General features: G+C 63.0%; 20 protein-coding genes. 15 read left to right on the top strand and 5 right to left on the bottom strand.

The window, feature by feature from the left end; all coding sequences use genetic code 11:
* The first annotated feature begins 178 nt into the window (after positions 1-178).
* From NP945_RS07170 to NP945_RS07210, 9 genes are all read left to right on the top strand, one after another.
* Complete coding sequence (locus NP945_RS07170) at positions 179-361, top strand: Flp family type IVb pilin (protein WP_063171181.1); 183 nt, start codon at positions 179-181, stop codon at positions 359-361.
* 170 nt (positions 362-531) lie between these two features.
* Positions 532-1,050: a prepilin peptidase gene (locus tag NP945_RS07175; RefSeq protein ID WP_256745943.1), complete on the top strand. Its 519-nt coding sequence runs from the start codon at positions 532-534 to the stop codon at positions 1,048-1,050.
* Positions 1,051-1,268: 218 nt separating this feature from the next.
* On the top strand, positions 1,269-2,081 hold the full coding sequence (gene cpaB / locus NP945_RS07180; protein WP_023811377.1) for a Flp pilus assembly protein CpaB: 813 nt from the start codon (positions 1,269-1,271) through the stop codon (positions 2,079-2,081).
* The gene (locus NP945_RS07185) at positions 2,078-3,598 is read left to right on the top strand and encodes a type II and III secretion system protein family protein (RefSeq protein WP_127270396.1); all 1,521 of its coding nucleotides are present in this window, start codon (positions 2,078-2,080) and stop codon (positions 3,596-3,598) included. The genes cpaB and NP945_RS07185 overlap by 4 nt, the downstream gene beginning before the upstream one ends.
* Positions 3,599-3,612: 14 nt before the next feature.
* The gene (locus NP945_RS07190; protein ID WP_256745944.1) at positions 3,613-4,347 is read left to right on the top strand and encodes a CpaD family pilus assembly protein; all 735 of its coding nucleotides are present in this window, start codon (positions 3,613-3,615) and stop codon (positions 4,345-4,347) included.
* Between the two features lie 25 nt (positions 4,348-4,372).
* Positions 4,373-5,656, top strand: a complete 1,284-nt coding sequence (locus NP945_RS07195; RefSeq protein ID WP_256745945.1) for a CpaE family protein — start codon at positions 4,373-4,375, stop codon at positions 5,654-5,656.
* 29 nt (positions 5,657-5,685) lie between these two features.
* Positions 5,686-7,188, top strand: coding sequence for a CpaF family protein (locus NP945_RS07200; protein ID WP_127327689.1), 1,503 nt, complete (start codon positions 5,686-5,688; stop codon positions 7,186-7,188).
* A gap of 29 nt (positions 7,189-7,217) precedes the next feature.
* Positions 7,218-8,231, top strand: a complete 1,014-nt coding sequence (locus NP945_RS07205) for a type II secretion system F family protein (RefSeq protein ID WP_256745946.1) — start codon at positions 7,218-7,220, stop codon at positions 8,229-8,231.
* Between the two features lie 9 nt (positions 8,232-8,240).
* Entirely contained in the window at positions 8,241-9,263 is a 1,023-nt protein-coding gene (locus tag NP945_RS07210; protein ID WP_127321199.1) for a type II secretion system F family protein, read from the top strand.
* Between the two features lie 84 nt (positions 9,264-9,347).
* Here NP945_RS07210 and NP945_RS07215 read toward each other — a convergent pair whose 3' ends face one another.
* Positions 9,348-10,169: a tetratricopeptide repeat protein gene (locus NP945_RS07215; RefSeq protein WP_127327785.1), complete on the bottom strand. Its 822-nt coding sequence runs from the start codon at positions 10,167-10,169 to the stop codon at positions 9,348-9,350.
* Between the two features lie 116 nt (positions 10,170-10,285).
* Between NP945_RS07215 and NP945_RS07220 the strand changes: the two genes are divergently transcribed.
* The 5 genes from NP945_RS07220 (at position 10,286) to pdeM (ending at position 16,428) form a co-directional block, all read left to right on the top strand.
* Complete coding sequence (locus NP945_RS07220; RefSeq protein ID WP_127396209.1) at positions 10,286-11,650, top strand: M17 family metallopeptidase; 1,365 nt, start codon at positions 10,286-10,288, stop codon at positions 11,648-11,650.
* A gap of 73 nt (positions 11,651-11,723) precedes the next feature.
* Complete coding sequence (locus NP945_RS07225; protein WP_013533675.1) at positions 11,724-12,074, top strand: MarR family winged helix-turn-helix transcriptional regulator; 351 nt, start codon at positions 11,724-11,726, stop codon at positions 12,072-12,074.
* A 29-nt stretch (positions 12,075-12,103) separates the two neighbouring features.
* The gene (locus NP945_RS07230) at positions 12,104-12,964 is read left to right on the top strand and encodes an NlpC/P60 family protein (protein ID WP_256746149.1); all 861 of its coding nucleotides are present in this window, start codon (positions 12,104-12,106) and stop codon (positions 12,962-12,964) included.
* A gap of 201 nt (positions 12,965-13,165) precedes the next feature.
* Positions 13,166-15,715 carry a ligase-associated DNA damage response DEXH box helicase gene (locus NP945_RS07235; RefSeq protein ID WP_256745947.1) on the top strand — a complete coding sequence of 850 codons (2,550 nt, stop codon included), beginning with the start codon at positions 13,166-13,168 and terminating at the stop codon, positions 15,713-15,715.
* Complete coding sequence (gene pdeM, locus NP945_RS07240) at positions 15,712-16,428, top strand: ligase-associated DNA damage response endonuclease PdeM (RefSeq protein ID WP_256745948.1); 717 nt, start codon at positions 15,712-15,714, stop codon at positions 16,426-16,428. Before NP945_RS07235 ends, pdeM begins: the two co-directional genes overlap by 4 nt.
* A gap of 6 nt (positions 16,429-16,434) precedes the next feature.
* Here the strand turns inward: pdeM and NP945_RS07245 are convergent, their stop codons facing one another.
* From NP945_RS07245 to NP945_RS07255, 3 genes are read right to left on the bottom strand one after another with little or no spacing between them, the layout of a single operon-like run.
* Positions 16,435-17,370 (bottom strand): dimethyl sulfoxide reductase anchor subunit family protein, encoded by a 936-nt coding sequence (locus tag NP945_RS07245; protein WP_256745949.1) that lies wholly within the window; start codon positions 17,368-17,370, stop codon positions 16,435-16,437.
* Positions 17,371-17,373: 3 nt separating this feature from the next.
* Positions 17,374-18,108, bottom strand: coding sequence for a 4Fe-4S dicluster domain-containing protein (locus NP945_RS07250; RefSeq protein WP_127320861.1), 735 nt, complete (start codon positions 18,106-18,108; stop codon positions 17,374-17,376).
* On the bottom strand, positions 18,105-21,035 hold the full coding sequence (locus NP945_RS07255) for a molybdopterin oxidoreductase family protein (protein ID WP_256745950.1): 2,931 nt from the start codon (positions 21,033-21,035) through the stop codon (positions 18,105-18,107). The genes NP945_RS07250 and NP945_RS07255 overlap by 4 nt, the downstream gene beginning before the upstream one ends.
* A gap of 278 nt (positions 21,036-21,313) precedes the next feature.
* On the opposite strand from NP945_RS07255, the gene NP945_RS07260 reads away from it, so the two are divergent.
* On the top strand, positions 21,314-22,207 hold the full coding sequence (locus NP945_RS07260; protein ID WP_256745951.1) for a LysR family transcriptional regulator: 894 nt from the start codon (positions 21,314-21,316) through the stop codon (positions 22,205-22,207).
* Between the two features lie 10 nt (positions 22,208-22,217).
* On the opposite strand, the gene NP945_RS07265 is transcribed toward NP945_RS07260, so the two are convergent.
* Positions 22,218-23,474, bottom strand: coding sequence for an Hsp70 family protein (locus NP945_RS07265; protein WP_256745952.1), 1,257 nt, complete (start codon positions 23,472-23,474; stop codon positions 22,218-22,220).
* Positions 23,475-23,478 lie beyond the last annotated feature (4 nt).

Below are 23,478 nucleotides of genomic sequence, written 5' to 3' on the forward strand. Positions count from 1 at the left end.
GAAGGCTCAGCGATACATTAGCCCGAGGTTAACCACGCAATATGTTCGAACCGGGAAAGGAATCGGTAAGGCTGTTTCTTAAGCCGATCGAAAGAGCTTCTCCCTAGATTGGCAGCATCCGATCAACCATCACAGAAGTTGACGGAAGTGCTGTAACACGTGGAGTAGGAGCTCTCGAATGTCTAATCTCATCGCACGTTTTGTGAAGGACGAATCCGGCGCGACCGCGATCGAATATGGTCTGATCGCCGCTCTCATCGCGCTCGCCATCATCACTGGCGCCGGCACGCTCGGCAATGCGCTGAACGCCAAGTTCACCAACATCGGCAGCACCCTGAACGGCACGCCGAGCGGCAGCTGATCGGCTTATCGCCGAGCATTTAGATTGCGTTCTGGAAAAGGGCCGCCGCGTGGCGGCCCTTTTTCTATGCCGCTGGCGATATAGGTCGTCTTTCGTTCCTAGCCTCATCAATCGTTAATCGAACATGCTTAGATTGAGCCCCATGAAATCGGACAATAGGCGTGGCGCCGATGCTTGAAGCCCTGATCTTCGTCGTTTTTCCGTTCTGCATGCTGTTTGCCGCGATCTCCGACATGCTGTCGATGACGATCGCCAATCGCGTGCCGGTGCTGCTTGTCGCCGTTTTTGCGCTGGTCGCGCCCCTGACAGGCATGGACTGGGCGGCCTATGGCGGACATTTCGCCGCCGGCGCCCTGGTCCTGGCCGTGACGTTCGGCCTGTTTGCGATGGGCGGCATGGGCGGCGGCGACGCCAAGCTTCTGGCCGCCACCGCGATGTGGATGGGCCTCAATGTCAATCTCGTGGAGTATCTTGTCGCCTCGACAATCATCGGCGGCCTGCTGACGCTGGCGATCATCCTCTACCGGAAGTCGCTGCTTGCGGCCGTTACCGGCCAAAATCCGTTTCTGCGCCATTTCGCCGACGAGGCAAAAGGTGTTCCATACGGTGTCGCGCTCGGCCTTGGCGGCTTGCTGACCTATCCGGATTCGCCCTTGATGGCATGGGCGGTTGCCAGGCTGGCGGCCTGAGCGCGATCTTATTTTATTTTATTGTCTGTCAGCATTGCCGAAACCCCGTTCTGAACAGGGCTGGCCCGGCCATTTTGGCCGGTCAGGCCACATTCCGGCTAATTTATGTAAACCTTAAATTAATCACGATCGTAAGCATTACATTAACCTTGTTTTGACGATTGCCGCTGCAAAGTCCGGCCTGGCTACGTGGTTTGCCAGGGCAAGGGTTCGGACAAATGCCAGCATCGCGATTGATAATTCTGAGCGTGGCGGTGGCCGCGGCGGGTGGCGCTGGATATGTCGCGAAGAACATGGTGGCACCGCCGCCCCAGGTCGTCGTCGATTCCGGCCCCCAGGCCCCGGCGGTGGCACTCCAGGATGTGCTTGTGCTTTCAGGCGACGTTCCGATGGGCAGCCCGATCCAAAACAACATCGCCTGGCAATCCTGGCCCGCCGACGGCGTCAACGCGAATTTCATCACCCGCACCGCCGAGCCCGAGGCACTGGACAAGCTGAAGAGTTCCGTTGCCCGTGTGGCGATGTATGCCGGAGAACCGCTGCGGCGGTCCAAGCTGATCGGCGAGGGCCAGAGCTTCATGTCGTCGATCCTGCCTTCCGGTATGCGGGCGGTCGCCACGGCCATCTCGGCCGATACGTCGGCCGGCGGCTTCATTCTTCCCAACGATTTCGTCGACGTCATCATGACCCGCAGGGCCGATGCCGCCAGCGGCGCCGCCGGCTTCAACACCGAGACCATCCTCAAGAACATCCGCGTCCTGGCCATCGATCAGACCATTCAGGAGGACGAGGAAGGCAAGAAGACCAGGGTGGGTCAGACCGCCACGCTGGAACTGACGCCCAAGCAGGCGGAGATCATCACCGTCGCCCAGCAGATGGCGGATCGCCTGACCCTGGCGCTGCGGGCGGTCGCGGACACGCAGGAAAAAAATCTGGGTGAGGCCGACTATCTCGTTTCCGGCAATGGCCGCAGAGGAACGGTGAGGCTGATCAAGTCGGGCGAAGTTTCCGAAGTGGGGGCAAGGAAATGAGGCTAGGTGGCAAACTGCCGGCAATCGTAGCCGCGGCATTCGGCCTGCTGCTCGTCGGAACGAATGTGCAAGGCAGCGTTGTCGAGGCAAAGAACGCGCAGGTCACGGCATCGACGGCCACCCAGCGCGTCAAACTCGGCCTCAACAAGTCGGTGGTCATCGACCTGCCGAGCGATGCCTACGACATTCTCGTGGCCAACCCGGCGGTTGCCGACGCGGTGACCCGCACTGCAAGGCGCATCTATCTGTTCGGCAAGTCGGTCGGCGAGACGAACATCTTTGTCTTCGGCCCGAATGGCGAGCAGATCGTCAGCCTGGACCTGGCGGTCGAACGCGACGTTGCCGGTCTTGAGGATTATATCAGACGCTTCCTGCCGACGTCGGCCATCAAGGTGGAACTTCTGAATGACAACGTCGTCCTGACTGGAACGGTCGACACGCCGCTGGACGCAAAACGCGCGGTCGACCTGGCGACGATCTTCGTTTCGGGTGGTGAAGCGACGACAGGACAATATTCGCAGACCGCAGCCGGCGGTTCGGCCCAGAGCGGTGTCGACATCGACAACCCGGACCAGGAGCGCCGCACCAGCAAGATCGTCAACCTGCTGCAGATCATTGGCGACGACCAGGTCACGCTGAAGGTCACGGTCGCCGAAGTCAGCCGCTCCGTGATGAAGCAGCTCGGCGTCAACATGGTCGGCAGCGGCGGCAGCAATGGCATCAGCTACGGTGCGCTCAGCGACAATTTCACCGGTCTCGGCAAGCAGCTGTCGAATTCAGGCTTTCAGATCGGCTCGTCGGCGCTGCAGGCCTATGTCAACGCCATGGAGCAGTCCGGGGTCATGAAAACCCTGGCCGAGCCGACCTTGACCGCCGTATCCGGGGAGAAGGCGACCTTCAAGGTCGGCGGTGAATACAATATGGTTTCAGGTGTCTCAGCAAACGTATCGCAGGACAACCAGACCGGCCTGAAGACCTACACCATCGAAAAGATCGAGTACGGCATCGGCCTGGAATTCCAGCCGGTGGTGTTGTCTCCCGGTCGCATAAGCCTGAAAGTTAGGACGTCGGTTTCCGAGCCGACAACCGAGGGGTCCGTATCGCTCTCCTCAGGCGTGACGAGCCCCGGCATGAATGCACTGTCGCTGCGCAAACGTCTTGCCGATACGACCGTTGAACTCCCCTCGGGCGGCTCCATGATGATCGCCGGCCTGGTTCGCGACGATGTCAGGCAAGCCGTCAACGGGTTGCCCGGGCTGACAAAGATCCCGGTGCTCGGCGCGCTCTTCCGCAGCAGAGATTTCGTGCGCAACGAGACCGAACTCGTCATCATCATCACGCCCTATCTGGTGAAGCCGGTGGCGCGCAACGACCTTGCCAAGCCGGACGACAATTTCAACGCCGCCAGCGATGGCGCTGCCATGTTCCTTGGCCGAGTCAATCGCGTCTACGGCACCATGCAGACCGACAAGCCCAACGGCCGCTACCACGGCGTCGTCGGCTTCATCTACAAGTGAGCGGGGAAGCGGACATGTCTCAGTCAGCATTGAAGGCAAGCACCATCGCCGCACCGATGCGCTTTGGCCGCTCGCAGGTCTGCCGGCGGTTCGTTCCTGTCCTGGCGGTTGCGGTGGCGGCGCTGCTCACCGGCTGCGCCCAGCGCGACAGCATCACGGTCGGCGCCATCCCGGACGATTATCGCACCAACCATCCGATCGTGATCGCGGAGAAGAACCAGAAGATAGACCTGCCGGTGGGCGCCGGTGACCGTGGCATGACGGGCTCTCAGCGTGACACGCTTTCGGGCTTTCTCGACGGCTACGACAGGAGCGCCGCTCCGGCGGTGACGATCGCTATCCCTGTCGGCTCGGCCAACGAGATCGCGGCGGCCGCTGCCAGCCGCGATTTTGTCAGGCTGGCGGTTGCCAGCGGCATCAAGCGCAACCGGATTGTCATGACCTCTTATCAGTCCGCTTCCGCCGAAGCCTCGGCCCCGATTCGCGTCGCCTATATCTCGGTGAAAGCTCAGACCGACAAATGCGGGCGTTGGCCCGAAGATCTGGTGGAGACCTCGGAAAACAAGCACTACGCCGATTTCGGCTGCTCGTATCAGAACAACCTCGCCGCCCAGATGGCCAATCCGGCCGACCTGCTCGGACCGCGCAAGCAGGCACCTATCGACGCCGAGCAGCGTGGGAAAGTCATCGATGGGTACCGAAATCAACCCTTCTTTGATTGGGAAGCAGAAGGCGAAGTTAGCTACTAACGATCGCAGTTCGGAGTACACGAACATGAACAATCTGGCCTATGACACTCCTGTAGACGGCAGCGATACCTCGCAGCAGGACATCGCCGCGATGCAGGCGTTGCGGCCGATCCCGCGCATTTCAATCCAGGCATTCTGCGAGACCGACGGTGTTGCCAACCCGGTCGAGCGCGCCGGCGAGGACCGCCGCATGACGAAGGCGCATCTCAAGGTCCATATGGGCGGCGTTCCCACCGCCATCGAATTCTACCAATCGGCGCCGACGCCCAACCTGATCCTGCTGGAATCGCGCAGCGAGCCCAAGCAATTGCTGGAACAACTCGCCCAGCTCTCGGAATATTGCGATCCGACGTCGAAGGTGGTGGTGATCGGCCACTACAATGATGTCGGCCTCTACCGCGAGCTCATCCGCAACGGCATTTCCGAATATGTGATCGCTCCGGTCTCGATGGCCGACATCGTCAGCGTGGTGTCGTCGATTTTCATCGATCCCGAAGCCGAGCCGCTCGGCCGCTCGATCGCCTTTGTCGGCGCCAAGGGCGGTGTCGGCTCCTCGACGATCGCCCACAATGTGGCTTGGGCGATGTCCTCGCTGTTCAAATCCGAAGTGGTCGTCGCCGATCTCGATCTGGCTTTCGGCACCGCCAACATCAATTTCGACCAGGATCCGGCGCAAGGCATCGCCGAGGCGGTGTTTTCACCGGAACGCATCGATGAAGTCTATCTCGACCGGCTGCTGACCCAGTGCGCCGAGCATCTGTCGCTGTTGGCAGCGCCTTCGACGCTCGAACGGGTCTATGATTTCGATCCCGAGGCCTTCGTTCAGCTGATCGACACCGCCCAGCGCAGCGTGCCGCTTCTGGTGCTCGACGTCCCCCATGCCTGGACGGGCTGGACCAAGAACACCCTGGTCAAGGCCGATGAGATCGTCATCACCGCGACACCGGAACTCGCGAATCTGCGCAACACCAAGAACCTGGTCGATATGCTCAAGCGGCTTCGTCCCAATGATCCGCCGCCCAAGCTGATCATCAACCAGGCCGGCGTGCCGAAGCGCCCGGAGATTTCGCCGTCCGATTTCGCCGAGCCGCTCGGCCTGTCACCGATGTCGGTCATTGCTTTTGATCCGTTGCTGTTCGGCAATGCCGCCAACAACGGTCGCATGCTTGGCGAAATGGATGCCAAAAACCCGGTTGTCGCGATGATCAACGAAATGGCGCATGTGCTGACCGGGCGCAGCGAAATCAAGGCCAAGAAGAAGGCCGGGCTCGGCAGCCTGCTCGGCAAGCTCTCGCGCAACAAGAAGTGACGCTTCAGCAGTGGAACCGGTAGTCGATCATGTTTGGTAAAAGAGGCAGCGACGACGGCAACCGGTTCACGCCGGAATTTCGCCAGCCAGCACCGGCGCCGGTTGCGCCGCCGGCTGCAAGTTCCATGGACACGGCGGTTCTGACCCGGCCCGCGGCGGCGCCAAGCGCGCCTGTCGCGCCGCCGGCGCGCCGTGCCGTCGAGGCACCGCCATTGGCGCCTGAGCCGAAGCGGGCACAGCGCGAAAAGAGCGAAACTTATTACGATACCAAGAGTCAGGTCTTCTCCGCGCTCATCGACACCATCGATCTGTCGCAGCTTTCCAAGCTTGATCCTGAAAGTGCGCGCGAGGAAATCCGCGACATCGTCAACGACATCATCGCGATCAAGAACTTCGCAATGACGATCGCCGAGCAGGAAGAGCTGCTTGAGGACATCTGCAACGACGTGCTCGGCTATGGGCCGCTCGAGCCGCTGCTCGCCCGCGACGACATCGCCGACATCATGGTCAACGGCTCCAGGAACGTCTACATCGAAGTCAACGGCAAGGTCGAACAGACCGGTATCCGCTTTCGTGACAATCAGCAGCTCCTCAACATCTGCCAGCGTATCGTCAGCCAGGTTGGCCGCCGCGTCGACGAATCCAGCCCGATCTGCGACGCGCGCCTTCCCGACGGCTCCCGCGTCAACGTCATCGCGCCGCCACTCTCCATCGATGGCGCCACGCTCACCATCCGCAAATTCAAGAAGGACAAGCTGACGCTCGATCAGCTGGTCAAGTTCGGCGCCATCTCGCCGCAGGGCGCCGAAGTTCTCAAGATCATCAGTCGTGTTCGCTGCAACATCGTGATCTCGGGCGGCACCGGTTCGGGCAAGACCACGCTGCTCAATTGCCTGACCAACTATATCGACCGCGAGGAGCGCGTCATCACCTGCGAAGACTCGGCCGAGCTGCAATTGCAGCAGCCGCATGTGGTGCGCCTCGAAACCCGCCCGCCCAATCTGGAGGGCGAGGGTGAGGTGACGATGCGCGACCTGGTCAAGAACTGTCTGCGCATGCGGCCAGAGCGCATCATCGTCGGCGAAGTGCGCGGACCCGAGGTGTTCGATCTTCTGCAGGCGATGAACACCGGCCATGACGGCTCGATGGGCACGATCCACTCGAACAGCCCGCGCGAATGCCTGAACCGTATCGAATCCATGATTGCCATGGGCGGCTATTCGCTGCCGCAGAAGACAGTGCGCGAAATCGTCGTCGGTTCCATCGACGTGATCATCCAGGCGGCGCGCCTGCGCGACGGATCGCGCCGCATCACCCACATCACCGAGGTGATCGGGATGGAAGGCGACGTCATCATCACGCAGGATATCGTCCTCTACAACATCAAGGGTGAGGACGCCAACGGCAGGCTGTTGGGTGAGCACGTATCGACGGGCATCGGCCGTCCGCATTTCTGGGAGCGCGCACGCTATTACGGCGAGGAGCAGCGTCTCGCCATTGCGCTCGAGGCGATGGAGAAACGCGCTGACTGACGCATGCCGGGGTGTAAGGGTTCGGGCCAATGTTTGGAATTGACGGCACAGTACTGGCGTTTGTCGTGCTCGCCGGCTTCAGCGCCGGCGCCGTCGCCTATGCATTTCTGTTCACCCGGATCAGCAACGAGAAACAGGTCGGCAAGCGGCTCGAAACGATCAAGACCGCCGAGACGGATCGCTCCGTCGTCAAGGCCTCGCGTGACCGCGTGGCGGAAGCCGTCAAGCGGCGCAAATCGGTTCAGGATTCGCTCAACGAACTCGACGCCAAGCAGAAAACCAAGGACAGCCGCGTCAAGAAACCGCCGCTGAAAGCCCAGCTTCGTCAGGCCGGCCTCAAGACCACCATCGAGCGTTTCTATATATACTCCGCCGTATGCGGCGTCGTTTTGACGATTGTCGCCTTTGTGGCCGGAGCCCCGCTGATCGCCTTGCCGGGCGTGCTGCTGGCCGGGGGGCTGGGCCTGCCGCGCTGGTTCGTCACGTTTCGTCGCGCCCGCCGGGTCAAGGCATTCCTCAACGAATTTCCAAATGCGCTCGACATCATCGTGCGCGCGGTCAAATCCGGCCTGCCGCTGAACGACGCCGTGCGCCTGATCGCCAACGAATCGCCCGAACCCGTGAAGACCGAGTTTCGCCGCATCGTCGATTCACAGCAGATGGGCCTCTCTATCCCCGACGCGACCTTGCGCATGCCCGAAACCATGCCTTGTACCGAGGCAAGCTTCTTCGGCATCGTTATCCAGATACAGTCGCAGGCCGGCGGCAATCTCTCCGAGGCGCTGGGCAATCTTTCGCGCGTGCTTCGCGATCGCAAGAAGATGAAAGCCAAGGTCGCGGCGCTGTCGATGGAAGCGAAGGCGTCCGCCGCGATCATCGGCGCGCTGCCCTTCATCGTCGCCTTTCTCGTCTACCTGTCGAGCCCGGCCTACCTGATGCCGCTCTTCAACACCAGCGTCGGAAACCTGATCCTTGGTTGCTCTGCGGTCTGGATGTTGATCGGCATCCTGGTGATGCGCAAGATGATGAACTTCGAAGTCTAGGATGCTGGCATGACCGAGCAAGTCATCAAGACCCTGACGGATCCGAGCTTCCTGATCGCGATGCTGGTCGCGATAGCGGTGTTTGCGACCGTCTTCACCTTGCTGCCGGCGTTTGGCGGAAACCAGCTCAAATCACGCATGAAATCCGTTGCGCTGGAACGCGACGAACTGCGTGCGCAACAGCGCGCCCGGCTTGCGGTCGAGGCCGACCGCCGTCGCAAGGGCTTGCGCGAGGAACAGTCGATCGGCATGCGCAACATTGTCGACCGGCTGGATCTGAGACGCGCGCTCGCCGATGAAGGCACCTTGCAGAAACTCAAGGTGGCCGGCTTTCGTGGACAGAATCCGCTGACGCGGTTTCTTTTCTTCCGTCTCGTGCTTCCTTTTGTCGGTTTCGCGCTGGCCGCAATCTACATCTTCGTGCTCGGAGGACTGCCCGACAAGCCATTGGTCATCAGGCTGTTCGTCTGCATCCTCGTTGCTTACGGCGGCTTCTACGCACCGGTCATCTACGTCAACAACCGCGCCACCAAGCGCAAGCAGTCGATCCAGATGGCATGGCCGGATGGGCTCGATCTGATGCTGATCTGCGTCGAATCGGGCATGTCGGTGGAAGCGGCACTGCGCAAGGTCGCCGACGAGATCGGCGCGCAATCGGTGGCGCTGGCGGAAGAGTTCATCCTCACCAACGCCGAGCTTTCCTACCTGCCGGAGCGCAAGCAGGCCTACGAGAACCTGGCAAGCCGCACCGGCCTGGATTCGGTCAAGTCGGTGTCGCAGGCGCTCGTCCAGGCCGAGCGTTACGGCACGCCGGTGGCGCATGCACTGCGCGTGCTTGCCGCAGAAAGCCGCGACATGCGCATGAATGCGGCCGAGAAGAAGGCCGCCGCCCTGCCGCCAAAGCTCACAGTGCCGATGATCCTGTTTTTCCTGCCGGTGCTCTTCGCCATCATCCTGGGTCCCGCCGGCATTCAGGTCAGCCAGCGCGGTATCTTCGGCGATCATCCGGCGCCGGCAACAAACGCCCAGTAGCGGCAAGGCAAATTCCTGCATTCCCTCAAACGAAGAAGCCGCGCATGCAGCGCGGCTTCTTCGTTGGGCATCGGGATTGTGGTCTCAGTTGGTCGCGGATTTCGGCTTGTCCTGGTCCTTGAGCTGGCTCCAGGCATTCTGCTGGGCCAGCATCTGCCTGAGATAGGCGACATTTGCCTGCGCCTGTTCGGGCGACAGTTCCTGCGAGGCGATCTTCTCGGCCTCGTCGAAACGGCCTTGCAGGCCGACGACCAGTGCCAGGTTCTGGCGGACGCGGCTGTCCGCATTCGGCTGCTGCGCGGCCGAGCGCATATAGGTTTCGGCGGTGCGCAGGTCACCTTCCAGCACATACGACATGCCAAGATTGGAGAGCACGGAAGGCTCGTTCGGCTTGAGGTCGAGCGCCTTGCGGTAAAGCTGGCGCGCATCGTCCTTCTGGCCGGTCTGGTCGAGAATGGCCGCTTCGGCCGACACCAGCTTCCAGTCGGGATATTCCGGTGTTTGAGCGCGGCGCACGGCGTCGAGTGCCGCCTCGAACTGGCCATTGGCGGCCAGCGCCTTGCCATAGGAGGCAAGAACGTCACGATCCTTGGGCAAAGCGATGGCGAGCTTGCGCATCACGGCCAGCGACTGATCGGCGTCGCCATCCATCTGCAATGCCGCCGCATAATTCGTCGCGATCCGCTTGTCGTTGGGGTTCTTCGCGTAGGATTGGCCGAGTGCGCCGGTGGCATTGTGCAGTTCCCCGGCCGACATGCTTTCCAGCGGTTTGCCGCTGGTGCGTGCGATAGAGCCGGTGGAGATCTTGTCGGTTCCGCAGCCGGCGACGCCCGCCGCCAGCGCCAGCACAAGGGCCGTGGTGATGAGCCGTTTTCCCCTGGCGTTGATCCTGCGGTTGGTCGGCATGGCCACCTAAGCCTCCATTCATGCGCGGCCATTGCGTGGCCGTCTTCCCTCCCGCAGAAATATTCTGTTAACCCTAACGGACGGTTAAGAACGGCGACTCACACGGAGAACATCGCATGCCTGTCGAACTCGTCGGGAAGACATTGCCGGGCGCGCTGCCGGTCCATCTGGTCGCCAGGGACGGTCTGGACGCGGCCGGCCTTGCGCCGGCCGCTGTCGCCTGGGCCAGGGCCAACGGCTTTTCCGGCGAGGCAGGCAGGACGCTGGTCGTGCCCGGCGAAAACGGGGCGCTCGGCGGCGCCTTGTTCGGTATCGGCGATGGCGAAGGCGCGCTCGCCTTTGGCGGGCTGTCGAAAGCCTTGCCGGAAGGCGACTGGCATTTCGCCTCGGCCCCTGTCGAGCCGGACCTCGCGGCGATCGCGCTGGTGCTCGGCGGCTATGTCTTCACCCGTTACGGCAAGAAGCCAGGCAAGGCGCTGCGCTTCGGTCTGCCGGCAGGCGTCGATGGCGGGCGCGTAGGCCGCATCGCCGATGGCGTCTTTCTGACACGCGATCTGGTCAACACGCCGACCAGCGATATGGGTCCGGAAGATTTGGAGCAGGCGGTGCGGACCCTGGCCGCCAGGCACAAGGCCGAAGTCTCGGTGGTCAAGGGTGACGATCTCCTCGACCGGAATTTCCCGATGATCCATGCTGTCGGCCGTGCGTCGGCCGGCGCGCCGCGCCTGATCGATATGCGATGGGGGCAGCAAGGGGCGCCGAAGGTGACCCTGGTCGGCAAGGGCGTCTGCTTCGACACGGGCGGTCTCGACATCAAGCCATCGTCCGGCATGCTGTTGATGAAAAAGGACATGGGCGGTGCTGCCAATGTCCTTGGCCTTGCCTCGATGATCATGGCTGCCGGGCTGAATGTGCGGCTGCGCGTGCTCATTCCCGCGGTTGAGAATTCGATTGCCGGCAACGCCTTCCGGCCCGGAGATGTGCTTGCGAGCCGCAAGGGCATCACTGTCGAGATCGGCAATACGGATGCCGAGGGGCGGCTGGTGCTGGCCGATGCGCTGGCGCTGGCCGACGAGGAGGAGCCGCAGCTTCTGGTCGACATGGCGACGCTGACCGGGGCTGCCCGCGTCGCGCTCGGCCCCGATCTGCCGCCGTTCTACACAAGTGACGAAGCGCTGGCATCCGATCTTGCGGCGGCTTCCGTCGCGGCCGAGGACCCTCTGTGGCGCATGCCGCTGTGGCGGCCCTACGATGCAAAACTGTCGTCGAAAATCGCCGACATCAACAATGTCACATCAGACGGTTTCGCCGGCTCGATCACGGCGGCGCTGTTCCTGAAACGCTTCGTCGAAAAGACCGAGGGCTGGGCGCATTTCGACATCTTCGCCTGGAACCCGGCCGATCGTCCGCATGGCCCCGCCGGCGGCGAGGCACAAGGCATCCGCGCCCTAGAGCGGATCATCGCGAAACGCTACGGCTGACGGTTGCAGGCGGAGCCGGCAAAATTGCCTCGACTGAAACGGAACCGAAACAATTTGCCGTCATGCTGGCGCGATGTCGATTGCTATGCGCCCGAGCCAGGCCTTGCGACTGTGGCAGCAAGTGATGCTGTCACAGGTGCGCGACGACGCGCCCGATCTGACCATGCGCCAGACGGCGATCCTGTTCACCATCTATCTCGATCCGCCGCCACACACCGTGCGCGGGCTCGCCGCGCGCCTCAATGTCACCAAGCCGGTGATCACCCGCGCCCTGGACACGATGGGCGCTTTGAAACTCGTTTCGCGTCACCGCGATGAACTCGACAAGCGCAATGTGTTGATCAGGCGCACGGTCGAGGGCGCGCTCTTTGTCGAGCGCTTCGGCGATGGTATCATCGCCAAGGCGCTCGAACTGCCGATGTGAGCGCATTACCTTTCAACAGAGTGTTCGATTTGACCGCCAGGGATGCCCGCCTTCACGCTTTTCGCTCCGATCTCGCCGATGCGCGGCTGAAGGGCGAGGTCACCGCCGAGCGCTTCGTCGCCGGCCGGCCGGCGCGGGTCACCGCGTCAGTGGCCGATATGCGCAAGGCGCCGCGGCCGGACGCCAGCGTCAACACGCAAGCGCTGTTCGGCGACGATGTCCTGGTCTTCGATGTCGCTGAGGGCTGGGCGTGGGTCCAGGCCGAACGCGACGGCTATGTCGGCTACGTCGCCGACACGGTGCTGGGCAAACGGGACCATGCGCCGACGCACATCGTCTGCGTGCCGCGCACCTTCCTCTACCCCGGGCCGGATCTGCGCTTTCCAATCGCCGGACAATTGTCGATGGGATCGACGGTGACGGTGACGGAGGCCGCCGAGACACGCGGTACGCACTATGCGGTCCTGCCTTCCGGGGAGACGCTGATTGCAGGTCATCTGCGGCCGCTCAGTGAAGCTGCCTCCGACTATGTCGCAGTTGCCGAAGCGTTTCTCGGCACGCCCTATCTCTGGGGTGGCACTTCCGGTTTCGGCATCGACTGTTCGGGTCTGGTGCAATTGGCGATGCGCATGGCCGGCAGAGACGTGCTGCGCGATTCCGACATGCAGGCGGCGACACTTGGCGAGCCGCTCGAACCGGGACCTGATTTCTCCGGGTTGCGACGCGGCGATCTGGTGTTCTGGAAGGGCCATGTCGCCGTCATGACCGATGCCGACACGATGATCCATGCCAACGGCCACACCATGCTGGTGTCGCGCGAAGGGCTGAAGGACGCCGTCGCCCGCATCGGATATCTTTACGGCGGTCCGACCGGGTTCAGGAGGCCGTAGCCTTTCTTCCTTCGCCCCGTTCACGGGGAGAAGGTGCCCGAAGGGCGGATGAGAGGCAGTGCCAGCATTTGAAGGTTCGCGCTGCCCCTCACCTGCCTGCCGGCATCCTCTCCCCGTAAACGGGGCGAGGAAAGCTCACCTCGATCACCTTTTGTTCCGATTTTCCTTGGCGTTCGCGCGCCGTCGCGCTACCTCTGGCGGGTGACAGAGCAGCCGCGCCTTGCCGAACAGAATGCCGCCGTGGCCCTGCCCGAACCATTCCTCAGATGGTTTGGCGAGAAAGGCTGGTCGCCGCGCGCCCATCAGATTGGACTTCTGGCGAAAGCCCAGGCCGGGCAATCAGTCCTGCTGATTGCGCCGACCGGTGCCGGCAAGACGCTGGCCGGGTTCCTGCCTTCGCTCACTGAACTGGCCAACCGGCCCAAGAGAAAGCCGGGCCAGGCGCGTCGCGGTATCCACACGCTCTACATCTCGCCGCTGAAGGCGCTTGCCGTCGATATTGAGCGCAATCTCGGCAAGCCGGTGGAGGAAATCGGCCTGCCCGTCACCATCGAGACGCGCACCGGAGACACGCCGGCGCACAAGCGCCAGCGCCAGAAGCTGGTGCCGCCCGATATTCTGCTGACCACGCCCGAGCAACTGGCGCTGCTGATTGCGGCCGGCGATGCAAGACGTTTCTTCGAGGATCTGCGCTACGTCGTGCTAGACGAGTTGCATTCGCTGGTGACGTCGAAACGCGGACATCTGCTGGCGCTCGGTCTGGCGCGGCTGCGCAGCTTTGTCCCTGGTCTGCAGACGATCGGCCTGTCGGCGACGGTGGCCGAGCCGGACGAGTTGCGGCGCTGGCTGGTCAGCCAGAACCCACCCAAGGGTTCGACAGACCATGACATGGCCGAACTGATCGTCGTCACCGGGGGTGCGAAACCGGAGATTTCCATCCTCGATTCCGAAGAGCGCGTGCCTTGGGCGGGACATTCTGCACGCTATGCGACGCCTGAGATCTACCGAGAGATCAAGCGCCACAAGACGACCCTGCTGTTCGTCAACACGCGCAGCCAGGCGGAGTTGCTGTTCCAGGAATTGTGGCGGGTCAATGAGGATACGTTGCCGATCGCGCTGCATCACGGCTCGCTCGACGTTGCCCAGCGCCGGCGCGTCGAAAAGGCGATGGGGGAAAACGCGTTGCGTGCCATCGTCGCCACCTCGACGCTCGACCTCGGCATCGACTGGGGCGATGTCGATCTGGTCGTGCATGTCGGGGCGCCGAAGGGGGCGAGCCGGCTTGCGCAGCGCATCGGCCGCGCCAACCACCGCATGGACGAGCCATCCAAGGCGATCCTCATCCCGGCCAATCGCTTCGAGGTGCTGGAATGCCGGGCCGCCCTCGACGCCAACTATCTCGGCGCGCAGGACACGCCTCCCTTGATCGATGGCGGGCTCGATGTGCTGGCCCAGCATGTGCTCGGCTGCGCCTGCGGCGCGCCATTCCGTGCCGATGACCTGTTCGAGGAAGTGCGAACGGCTGCGCCCTATGTCAGCCTCGACCGGACGACATTCGACCGCGTCATCGATTTCGTCGCCACCGGCGGCTATGCGCTCAAGAATTACGAGCGCTACGCCCGCATACGCCTGAACAAGGATGGGTTCTGGCGGGTGTCCAATCCTCGTATCGCCCAGCAATACCGGCTGAATGTCGGCACCATCATCGAGGTGCCGGCGCTTAACGTGCGCTATGTGCAAGCGGGCAGCAAGGGCGCGGCGTCGCGCGGCGGCAGGGTTCTCGGCAAGATCGAGGAGGCCTTCCTCGAAACGCTAACGCATGGCGACACCTTCATGTTCGCCGGCAAGGTTCTCCGCTTCGAAGGCATCCGCGAGAATGAATGCTTCGTGTCGAACGCGCCCGGCAGCGATGCCAAGGTGCCTTACTATGGCGGCGGCAAGTTCCCGCTTTCGACTTATCTTGCCGAACAGGTCCGCATCATGCTGGACGACCCGCAGCGATGGAAGAAGCTGCCCGAGCAGGTCGCCGACTGGCTGAGGTTCCAGGCCGACAAATCGGTGCTGCCCAAGCGTGACGACCTGCTGATCGAGACCTTTCCACGAGGCAACCGCCATTACCTGGTGGCTTATCCGTTCGAGGGCAGGCTGGCGCACCAGACGCTCGGCATGCTGCTCACCCGCCGTCTCGACAGGGCAGGAGCCAGGCCGCTCGGCTTTGTCGCCACCGACTATGCGCTGGCGATATGGTCATTGGGCGACATGGGCGCGATGTTCAAAGCCAGGAAGCCTTCGCTTGGCGCTCTTTTCGACCAGGATATGCTGGGCGATGACCTCGAAGCCTGGCTGGCCGACAGCTGGCTTCTCAAACGCACCTTCCGCAATTGCGCGCTGATTTCGGGGTTGATCGAGAAACGCCATCCGGGCCAGGAAAAGAGTGGTCGCCAGGTCACGGTCTCGACCGACCTGATCTACGACGTGCTGCGCAGCCATGAACCGGACCACATCCTGCTTCAGGCCACACGCGCCGACGCAGCGACCGGCCTGCTCGATGTCAGCAGACTTGCCGACATGCTCTCGCGCATCCAGGGTCGAATCGTGCATAAGGCACTAGAACAGATATCGCCGCTCGCCGTGCCGATCATGCTCGAGATCGGCAAGATGCCGGTTCATGGCGAAGCCGATGAAACGCTTTTGATGGATGCGGCGACTTTGGTCGAGGAGGCCATGGGGCCGGAAATGGCTGAGGAATGAATTTTTCGCTGGCGCGCACATCGCTGATCGCCGAGGCCGACCTTGTCGGCATCGCCGGCGAGCGCGCCGTCTGCGACCCGCGCGGCGTGCTTTATTTTCCGGATCTGCGGCTTCTGGCCGTGTCCGACCTGCATCTGGAGAAGGGTTCGTCGCTGGCACGGCGCGGCACGCTGATCCCGCCCTACGACACCGGCGCGACCTTGTTGCGGCTTCAGGCCGTGATATCAGACTACCAGCCGTCGATCGTCATCAGCCTGGGCGACAGCTTTCACGATGGCGGCGGCGCCCAGCGTATGCATGCAAGCTTCCGCGAGCGGCTGGAAGCGCTGATGGCAGGCCGAGACTGGTTCTGGGTCGCCGGCAACCATGACCCGGAAGCGCCAGCCGATCTGCCCGGCGAAACGGTGCGTGAACTTGCTATAGGCTCGCTGCTGTTCCGGCATGAGCCGTCGAAGCAGCGTGTCGAAGGCGAAATAGCGGGCCATCTGCATCCCTGCGCCCGCATAGTCCAGCAGGGACGCTCGGTGAGGCGGCGCTGCTTTGCCGGCGACGGCGGCCGCATGATCATGCCGGCCTTCGGCGCCTATACCGGTTCGCTCAACGTGCTCGACCGCGCCTATGCCGGGCTGTTCCGGCTGGACACGCTGATGGCTTATATGCTGGGCGCCCAACGCATCTTTGCCATTTCCGGCTCGATGCTGCGGCCGGGCTAAACAGCCTTACCTGCCATAGTAGAGCGTAACCGTGTGCTTCGCCTCGGCGAAGAACAGCCAACGTTCGACCAGCATGCCGGCGAACTGGATTGCAGCAGCAAGTACCGACAGCAACGCTGCCAGCGGCCATGGCAGGGCGAACACAATGGCGAGCAGCCCCAAGGGCAACGCGAAGGCCAGAAGCTGCGTGATCTGGCGCAGCCGCGCGCCGTGCTTGCGCGCGATGCGAAAGCCCATTTCCTTGAGCAGATAATTCTCCTCGGTATGCGGCCATTCCAGCGACCGCACCGTGCCGCCGACCAGCCCCGTCGCGGTGTTGGCGGTGGTCGGGATTTCCAGTTGGTCGTTGTGGCGCCAGGTCGCCAGCTTCCAGCCCCAGCCGAACAAGGTCAGCAGCAGGCAAGCCGCCAGCTGCACCTTCGAACCAAGCGCAAAGCCCTGCAGCAGCGCGTTCAGCAGCACGCTGCCGGTCATCATCGAGAAGATGAGGTAGCCGGGCAGGGTGAAGTGGCTGTGCCATTGGGCGATCGGCTTCAGCGACGCATAGATCATGCCGGTGGTGCAGACGGTGACGACCGCGCCGATGGCAGCCAGAAATCCGGCGATGCCGACCCAGCCATCGATGCGGCCGAGAAACACCCAGCCGATGCCGAACAGCCCCGCCGGAATGAAGGTGATGACCGAGGCGACGCCTTCACGCGACAGCCATGAACTGCGCCATTGCGAGAACGCCCGCCAGGCGCGTTCGGGACGGCCGAGGTGACCCGTTGAAGACAACAACCCGGCCACGATGAGGCCGAGTGCCAGGCCCATGCCGACAAGGCCCAGCCAGAAATCAGGCGGGATGATCTGGAAGCCTCCGAACATGCCCAGCAGCGCCAGCAGGCCGTAGCCGGCGCCGGTGGCGGTGGTGAAGAAGACGACGGAGAAGGCTGGATGCATGGGTCAGTTCGAAAGCATGCGGTCGACCCAGCCGAGGAAACCGCCTTCGGCCCGCACCGGTTCCAATGCCGGCGCGGCCACCGATGCGGCGCGCTTGCTGTGGGCGCGCGGCGGCAGATATTTGTTGGTCGGGCGATAGCCGAGCTCAGGCATCAGGTCGACGCCGCCACGCTCCGCCACCAGTTGCGAGACAGCCGACAGGGGATCGCCTAGGTCGCCGAAATGCCGGGCGCTGGTCGGGCAAGCGGCGACGCAGGCCGGCACGCGGTCTTCCTCGGCCAGATTGTCATTGTAGATGCGGTCGACGCACAGCGTGCACTTCTTCATCACCCCGACATCGGTGTCGAATTCGCGTGCACCGTAAGGGCAGGCCCAACTGCACAATTTGCAGCCGATGCACTTGTCCTCGTCGATCAGCACGATGCCGTCCGAAGCCCGCTTGTAGGAGGCGCCGGTCGGGCAGACGGTGACGCAGGCCGGCGTCTCGCAATGCAGGCAGGAGCGCGGGAAGTTCACCGTCCGTCCGCCCATCTCGGTGGTGTGCTCGTAAGCGTGCACGCGGTTGAACCAGACGCCGTCGACATGGCCACCATAGGGGTCGATGTCGGTCAGCGGCGCCATGTGGCCGCCGGTGTTCCATTCCTTGCAGGCGGTGACACAGGCCTGGCAGCCGACGCAGGTATCGAGATCGATGACGAGGCCGAGCTTCTTGCCGCTTTGACTTGGCAGACAGGTCATTTTGCCGCCTCTCTTGCCCGGCGGAATTCAGCGCCGAAAGTCAGCCTGTCGGGTGAGGGTTCGAAATGCGGCGGCTGCTGGAAACGTTCGAACTGCGGCTCGGTGAAGCCGGCTTCTCCCGCTGCGCATTTGACGATGCGCACGCGTAAATCGAACCACGCCGCCTGGCCGGTGACCGGATCGGAATTCGAATAGCGTTTGCCCTGAGCGTCGGCCGAGGTCTGGTCGCCGATGATGTGGTTGAGCAGGAAGCCGCGGTTGGATTCCGCCGCATCGTCCTTCAGCCCCCAACTGCCGCGCCTTTTGCCGATGGCGTTCCAGGTCCAGACCGTGCTTTCGTTCACCCCGTCGATCAGCTTGATCTGCCCCTTCACTTTGCCGTTGATGCTCTCGATCCACACCCAGTCGTCATCGACCAGGCCGAGGCCAGCTGCCGTCCGGTGATGCACGAACAGCCGATTCTGGCTGGTGATCTGCCGCAGCCACGCATTCTGCGATCCCCAGGAATGGTACATATGCATCGGCCGCTGCGTCAGCGCATGCAGCGGATATTTTCCAAGGTCGACGACCGCTTCCTCGAAGGGCATGTGCCAGAAGGGCAGCGGGTCCATGTAGGTCTCGATGCGCTGGCGGTCACCCTTTGGTGGCAAGACAGGGCCATGCCCACGCGCGGCAAGGCGGAAGCGCTGCAGCGGCTCGGAGTAGAGCTGGAAGACGATCGGCTCAGCCTTGGGAATAAAACCCATCTGCACCGCGAAATCGAGATAGGAGCGGTTGGCCATCTTGTAGTAGCGCTGGTCGTCCGCGAAATCGTGGTGCCAGAAGCCGCCATTGTCGATGTAGCGCTGCAGCTGGTCCGGGTTGGCCTCGCCCCTGCCGGTCGAGGTCCCGTCCTTGCCGCGCCAGCCGGCGAGCGGGCCGATGCCTGATGTGCGCTCATGGTTGACGATGTAGTCGGCGTAGTCGGCATATCTGGCCGAGCCATCGCCGTTGATGAAACCGGGCAGGCCGAGCCGCGCGCCGAGTTCGATCAGCACCGACTGGAACGGCCGGACGTCGCGATCAGGTTCGACGACGGGATGGCGGATGGCGTCGCCCGGTCCGTCGGCATGGCTGATCGGCCGGTCGAGCAGGCTGATGCAGTCATGCCGCTCAAGATAGGTGGTGTCGGGCAGCACGAGGTCGGCGAACGGCACGGTCTCGGAATAATAGGCATCGGAATAGATGATGAAGGGGATCTTGTAGTTGCCCGCATCGTCATGGTCGGTCAGCATGGCGATTGTCTCGACGGTGTTCATCGAGGAATTCCACGCCATGTTCGACATATACATCATCAGTGTATCGATCTTGTAGGGATCGCCGTCCCAGGCATTGCGGATGACGGTGTGCATCAGGCCATGCGCGGCCAGCGGTGCGTCCCAGGAATAGGCCTTGTCGATGCGAAGCGGCGTGCCGGCCTCATCGACCAAAAGATCGTCCGGCCCACAGACGAAACCGAGTGGCATGCCGTCAAGCGGCGTCATCGGCTTGACGGTTTTGCCGGCCGGCTTGGGACCGGGCGGAGCGGAGCGGGGGTAGGGTGGCTTGAAACGGAAGCCGCCAGGGACATCCACCGTGCCCAGCAACACCTGGAGGAGATGGATGGCGCGGCAGGTGTGGAAGCCGTTCGAATGGGCCGAGATGCCGCGCATGGCGTGCATCGAGACAGGCCGCCCATTGATGGTCTCGTGCCGGCGTCCGGCCCAGTCGGTCCAGGCGATCGGCAATTCGATCGTCTGTTCGAAGGCGACATGCGCAAGTTCGGCGGCGATCCTGCGGATCGTATCGGCGGCAATGCCGCAGCGCTCGGCGACCGCGTCCGGCGCATAGCTCTCATCGAGGTAGCGGTCGGCGATGAGCTGGAACACCGGGACGCAGTGGCGCCCGCCGACCGTGAAGCTGCCCGTCAGTGCCGGCTTCGCACTGGCATCGGTGGCGCCGACAGGCGTCTTCGCAACCCTGTCCCACGCCAGCGGATTTCCGTCGGCGTCGCGCACGAACAGCCCGTCATCGGCGGCACCCGGCTCCTGCACGACGAGAACATGGGCATTGGTGTAGCGCAGCAGATAATCGAGATCGACGCGGCCCGCCTTGAGCAATTCGTGGATGAGGGCGAACACGAACAGCCCATCGGTGCCGGGCCGAATGCCGATCCAGTCGTCTGCAATGGCATTGTAGCCGGTGCGGCACGGGTTGATCGAGACGACCTTGGCGCCGCGCGCCTTGAGTTTGCCGAGGCCGATCTTGATCGGGTTGGAATCGTGATCCTCGGCGACGCCGAACAGCATGAAATACCGGGTGTTGTCCCAGTCGGGCTCACCGAACTCCCAGAACGAACCGCCGATCGTATAGAGACCACCGGCCGCCATGTTGACCGAACAGAAGCCGCCATGGGCGGCAAAGTTCGGCGTGCCGAACTGGCTCGCCCACCAGCCGGTCAAGGATTGGGATTGATCGCGGCCGGTGAAGAAGGCCAGCTTCCTGGGATCGGTCCGGCGGATGGCCGAGAGCCGTTCCGTCGCGATCGAAAACGCCTCTTCCCACTCGATCTCGCGGAACTCGCCGGAGCCGCGCGGCCCGCTGCGCAGCAAGGGCTTCTTCAGCCTTGCCGGACTGTAGTGCTGCATGATGCCGGAGCTGCCCTTGCCGCAGATCACGCCGCGATTGACCGGATGGTCCTTGTTGCCGTTGATGTAGCGGACCTTGCCATCCTTGATGTGCACGTCGATGCCGCAGCGGCAGGCGCACATGTAGCAGGTCGTCTTGGCGATGCTGTCGGAAACATCAGGCGAGGTGTCGACGCCGTCGCCTTCGTCAGGCGCTCGCGTGTCGGCAAGCGGGCGTTGCGATGGTGCCGAATTCGCGCCGCGCGGCGGTCCCTGCATCATGATCCGGTGGCGCCTGTACGGCCCATGGATTTGGCCCGCGTCTTCGGTCCGGGGCCGCGCATGTAATGCTCTTCCGGGTGGTAGCGATCGCCGGCCAGCCGCCGCCTTATGCCGCGGGTCCAATGCGCAAGCAGGGATCTGAACCGCCCGATCATTCTGCTCTCTGCGATCTCTCGGCGAATTTTTTCTAACTTGACGAGGAAACTTAGAATAAATCTATCGATCCGTCTAATCAGTTGTTCTTGTAAATTCGATCGATATTGGTTCTTAATACAGACATGACCCTGGACCAGTTGCGCATTTTCGTCGCCGTCGCCGAGCGCGGCCATATGACCAAGGCGGCGGAATTGCTGGGCATTTCGCAGTCGGCCGCATCGGCCGCCATCCGGGCGCTTGAAGAACAGCACGGCGTCCATCTGTTCAACCGCGTCGGCCGCAACATCGAGCTTGCCCAGACCGGCCACCGGTTCCTGCCGGAGGCCAAGGCCGTGCTCGAGCGGGCCGCCGCCGCGCGCAATGTGCTGGAGCATGTCTCGCAGACCGTCACCGGCAGCCTCTCGATCGCCGCCAGCCAGACTATCGCCAGCTACTGGCTGCCGCGCCGGCTGGCTTCCTTCCACGAAGCCTATCCGGCCGTCAGGCTGAGCGTCTCCATCGGCAACACCAGGCAAGTCGAGGCCAATGTCCTCGATGGCGCGGCCGATCTCGGCCTGGTCGAAGGTCGCACCGAATCCGACATATTGCGCCGCACCAAGGTCGACGTCGACAGGCTGATGCTGGTGGTTGCCAGCGCGCATCCGGAGATCCCCGAAGTCGCGCCCGGCCGCCCTGACATCAAGGGCCTGCGCTGGATCATCCGCGAGGGCGGTTCAGGCACGCGCGAAGTACTGGAGGATCTGGCGCGCCACGAAGGGATTTCGCTCGCCGACCTCCAGATATTCCTGGTGCTGCCGAGCAATGAAGCTATTCGCCAGGCCGTCGAGGCGGGGGCCGGCGCCACCATCATTTCCGAACTTGTCGTGGCGCGCGCCGTCGCCGAAGGCAGTCTCAAATCGGTGCCGCTCGACTTGCCGAAACGCGACTTCGCCATGATCACCCATCGCGATCGCCAGGCAAGCCTGGCCCAGATGGCGCTCAAGGCGCATCTGGGTACGGCAGCAGACCATGGGTGAGGCAGCCGGATCAGCCGAACTTTCGCTGCGCATCCAGCGCCAGGCCAAGTCCGACCGAGCCGAACATGTCGCCCTCGATGACGGACGCCTGCGGCACCAGCGACAGGATTTCTCGCCTTGCCAGCGGGATCGCGGTCGATCCGCCGGTCAGGAACACCGCGGTGATATCGGATGGCTTCACCTCAGCGTCCCGGATGGTCTGCGCCACCGTCGCCGTGACCCGCTCGATGTCCCTGGCGATCGTGGCATCCAGCCCGTTGCGCGTGATTTCGGCGGCGAACTCCGCACCCGGCAGCTTCACCACGACCTCTGCGGATGACCTGTCGGTCAGCTCTATCTTGGCTTTTTCGACAAGTGCTGCCAGCGCGTGTCCAAAGCGGTGTTCGACGATGTGGATGAAACGGTCGACCAGGTCGGCGCGCTCGGCCTCGTAGCGGATCTGGCGCAGATGCGTCATCGCCTTGGCGGTGTAGACAAGGTTGATGCGCTGCCATGTCGCGAGATCGATGAAGTAACTTGCCGGCAGATTGCGCTTGCCGTCCTTGGTCGGCGTCAAATAGCCGAGTTGCGGCATGACATGGGCGATGCTCAGCAGCCGGTCGAAATCCGTACCGCCGATATGGACGCCTCGGCTGGCCAGGATGTCGTCCTTGCGGTCGAGCGAGCGGGAGCGCTGCGGCGAGACGCGCACGATCGAGAAATCCGACGTGCCGCCGCCCATATCGATGATCAGCGCCAGTTCCTCGCGTGTCACCTTCTGTTCGTAGTCGAGCGCCGCCGCGATCGGCTCGAACTGGAAAGCGATGTGCTTGAAGCCCTGGGCACGGGCGGCGTTCTCGAGTTCGCTTTGCGCCTTCGCGTCGGCCTCGGCGTCGTCGTCGACGAATTGCACCGGCCGGCCAAGAACGACGGTCTCGACCGTATCGCCGGCATCTGCTTCCAGCCTCATCTTGAGATGTCCGAGGAACATGCCGACGATGTCCATGAAGCCGATCGAGCGCGATTTGATGCGGGTCTTTTCATGGGCCAGCGAACTGCCGAGCACGCTCTTCAGCGAACGCATCAGCCGGCCTTCGATGCTGTCGGTGTAGTTGGCGATGGCGTGACGGCCAAAGCAGGTGCGGTTGTCCTCGAAGTTGAAGAACACGGCACTGGGCAGTGTCACCTGGCCGTCCTCCAGGGCGACGAGGCGCGGCTGCCCGTTGCGGACCACGCCAACAGTGGAGTTCGAAGTGCCGAAGTCGATGCCGCCGAAGGCTGGTCGCATGACA

Origin of the sequence: Mesorhizobium sp. LMG17149 (assembly GCF_024518695.1) — a bacterium.
In the GTDB taxonomy this organism is placed as follows: Bacteria; Pseudomonadota; Alphaproteobacteria; order Rhizobiales; family Rhizobiaceae; genus Mesorhizobium.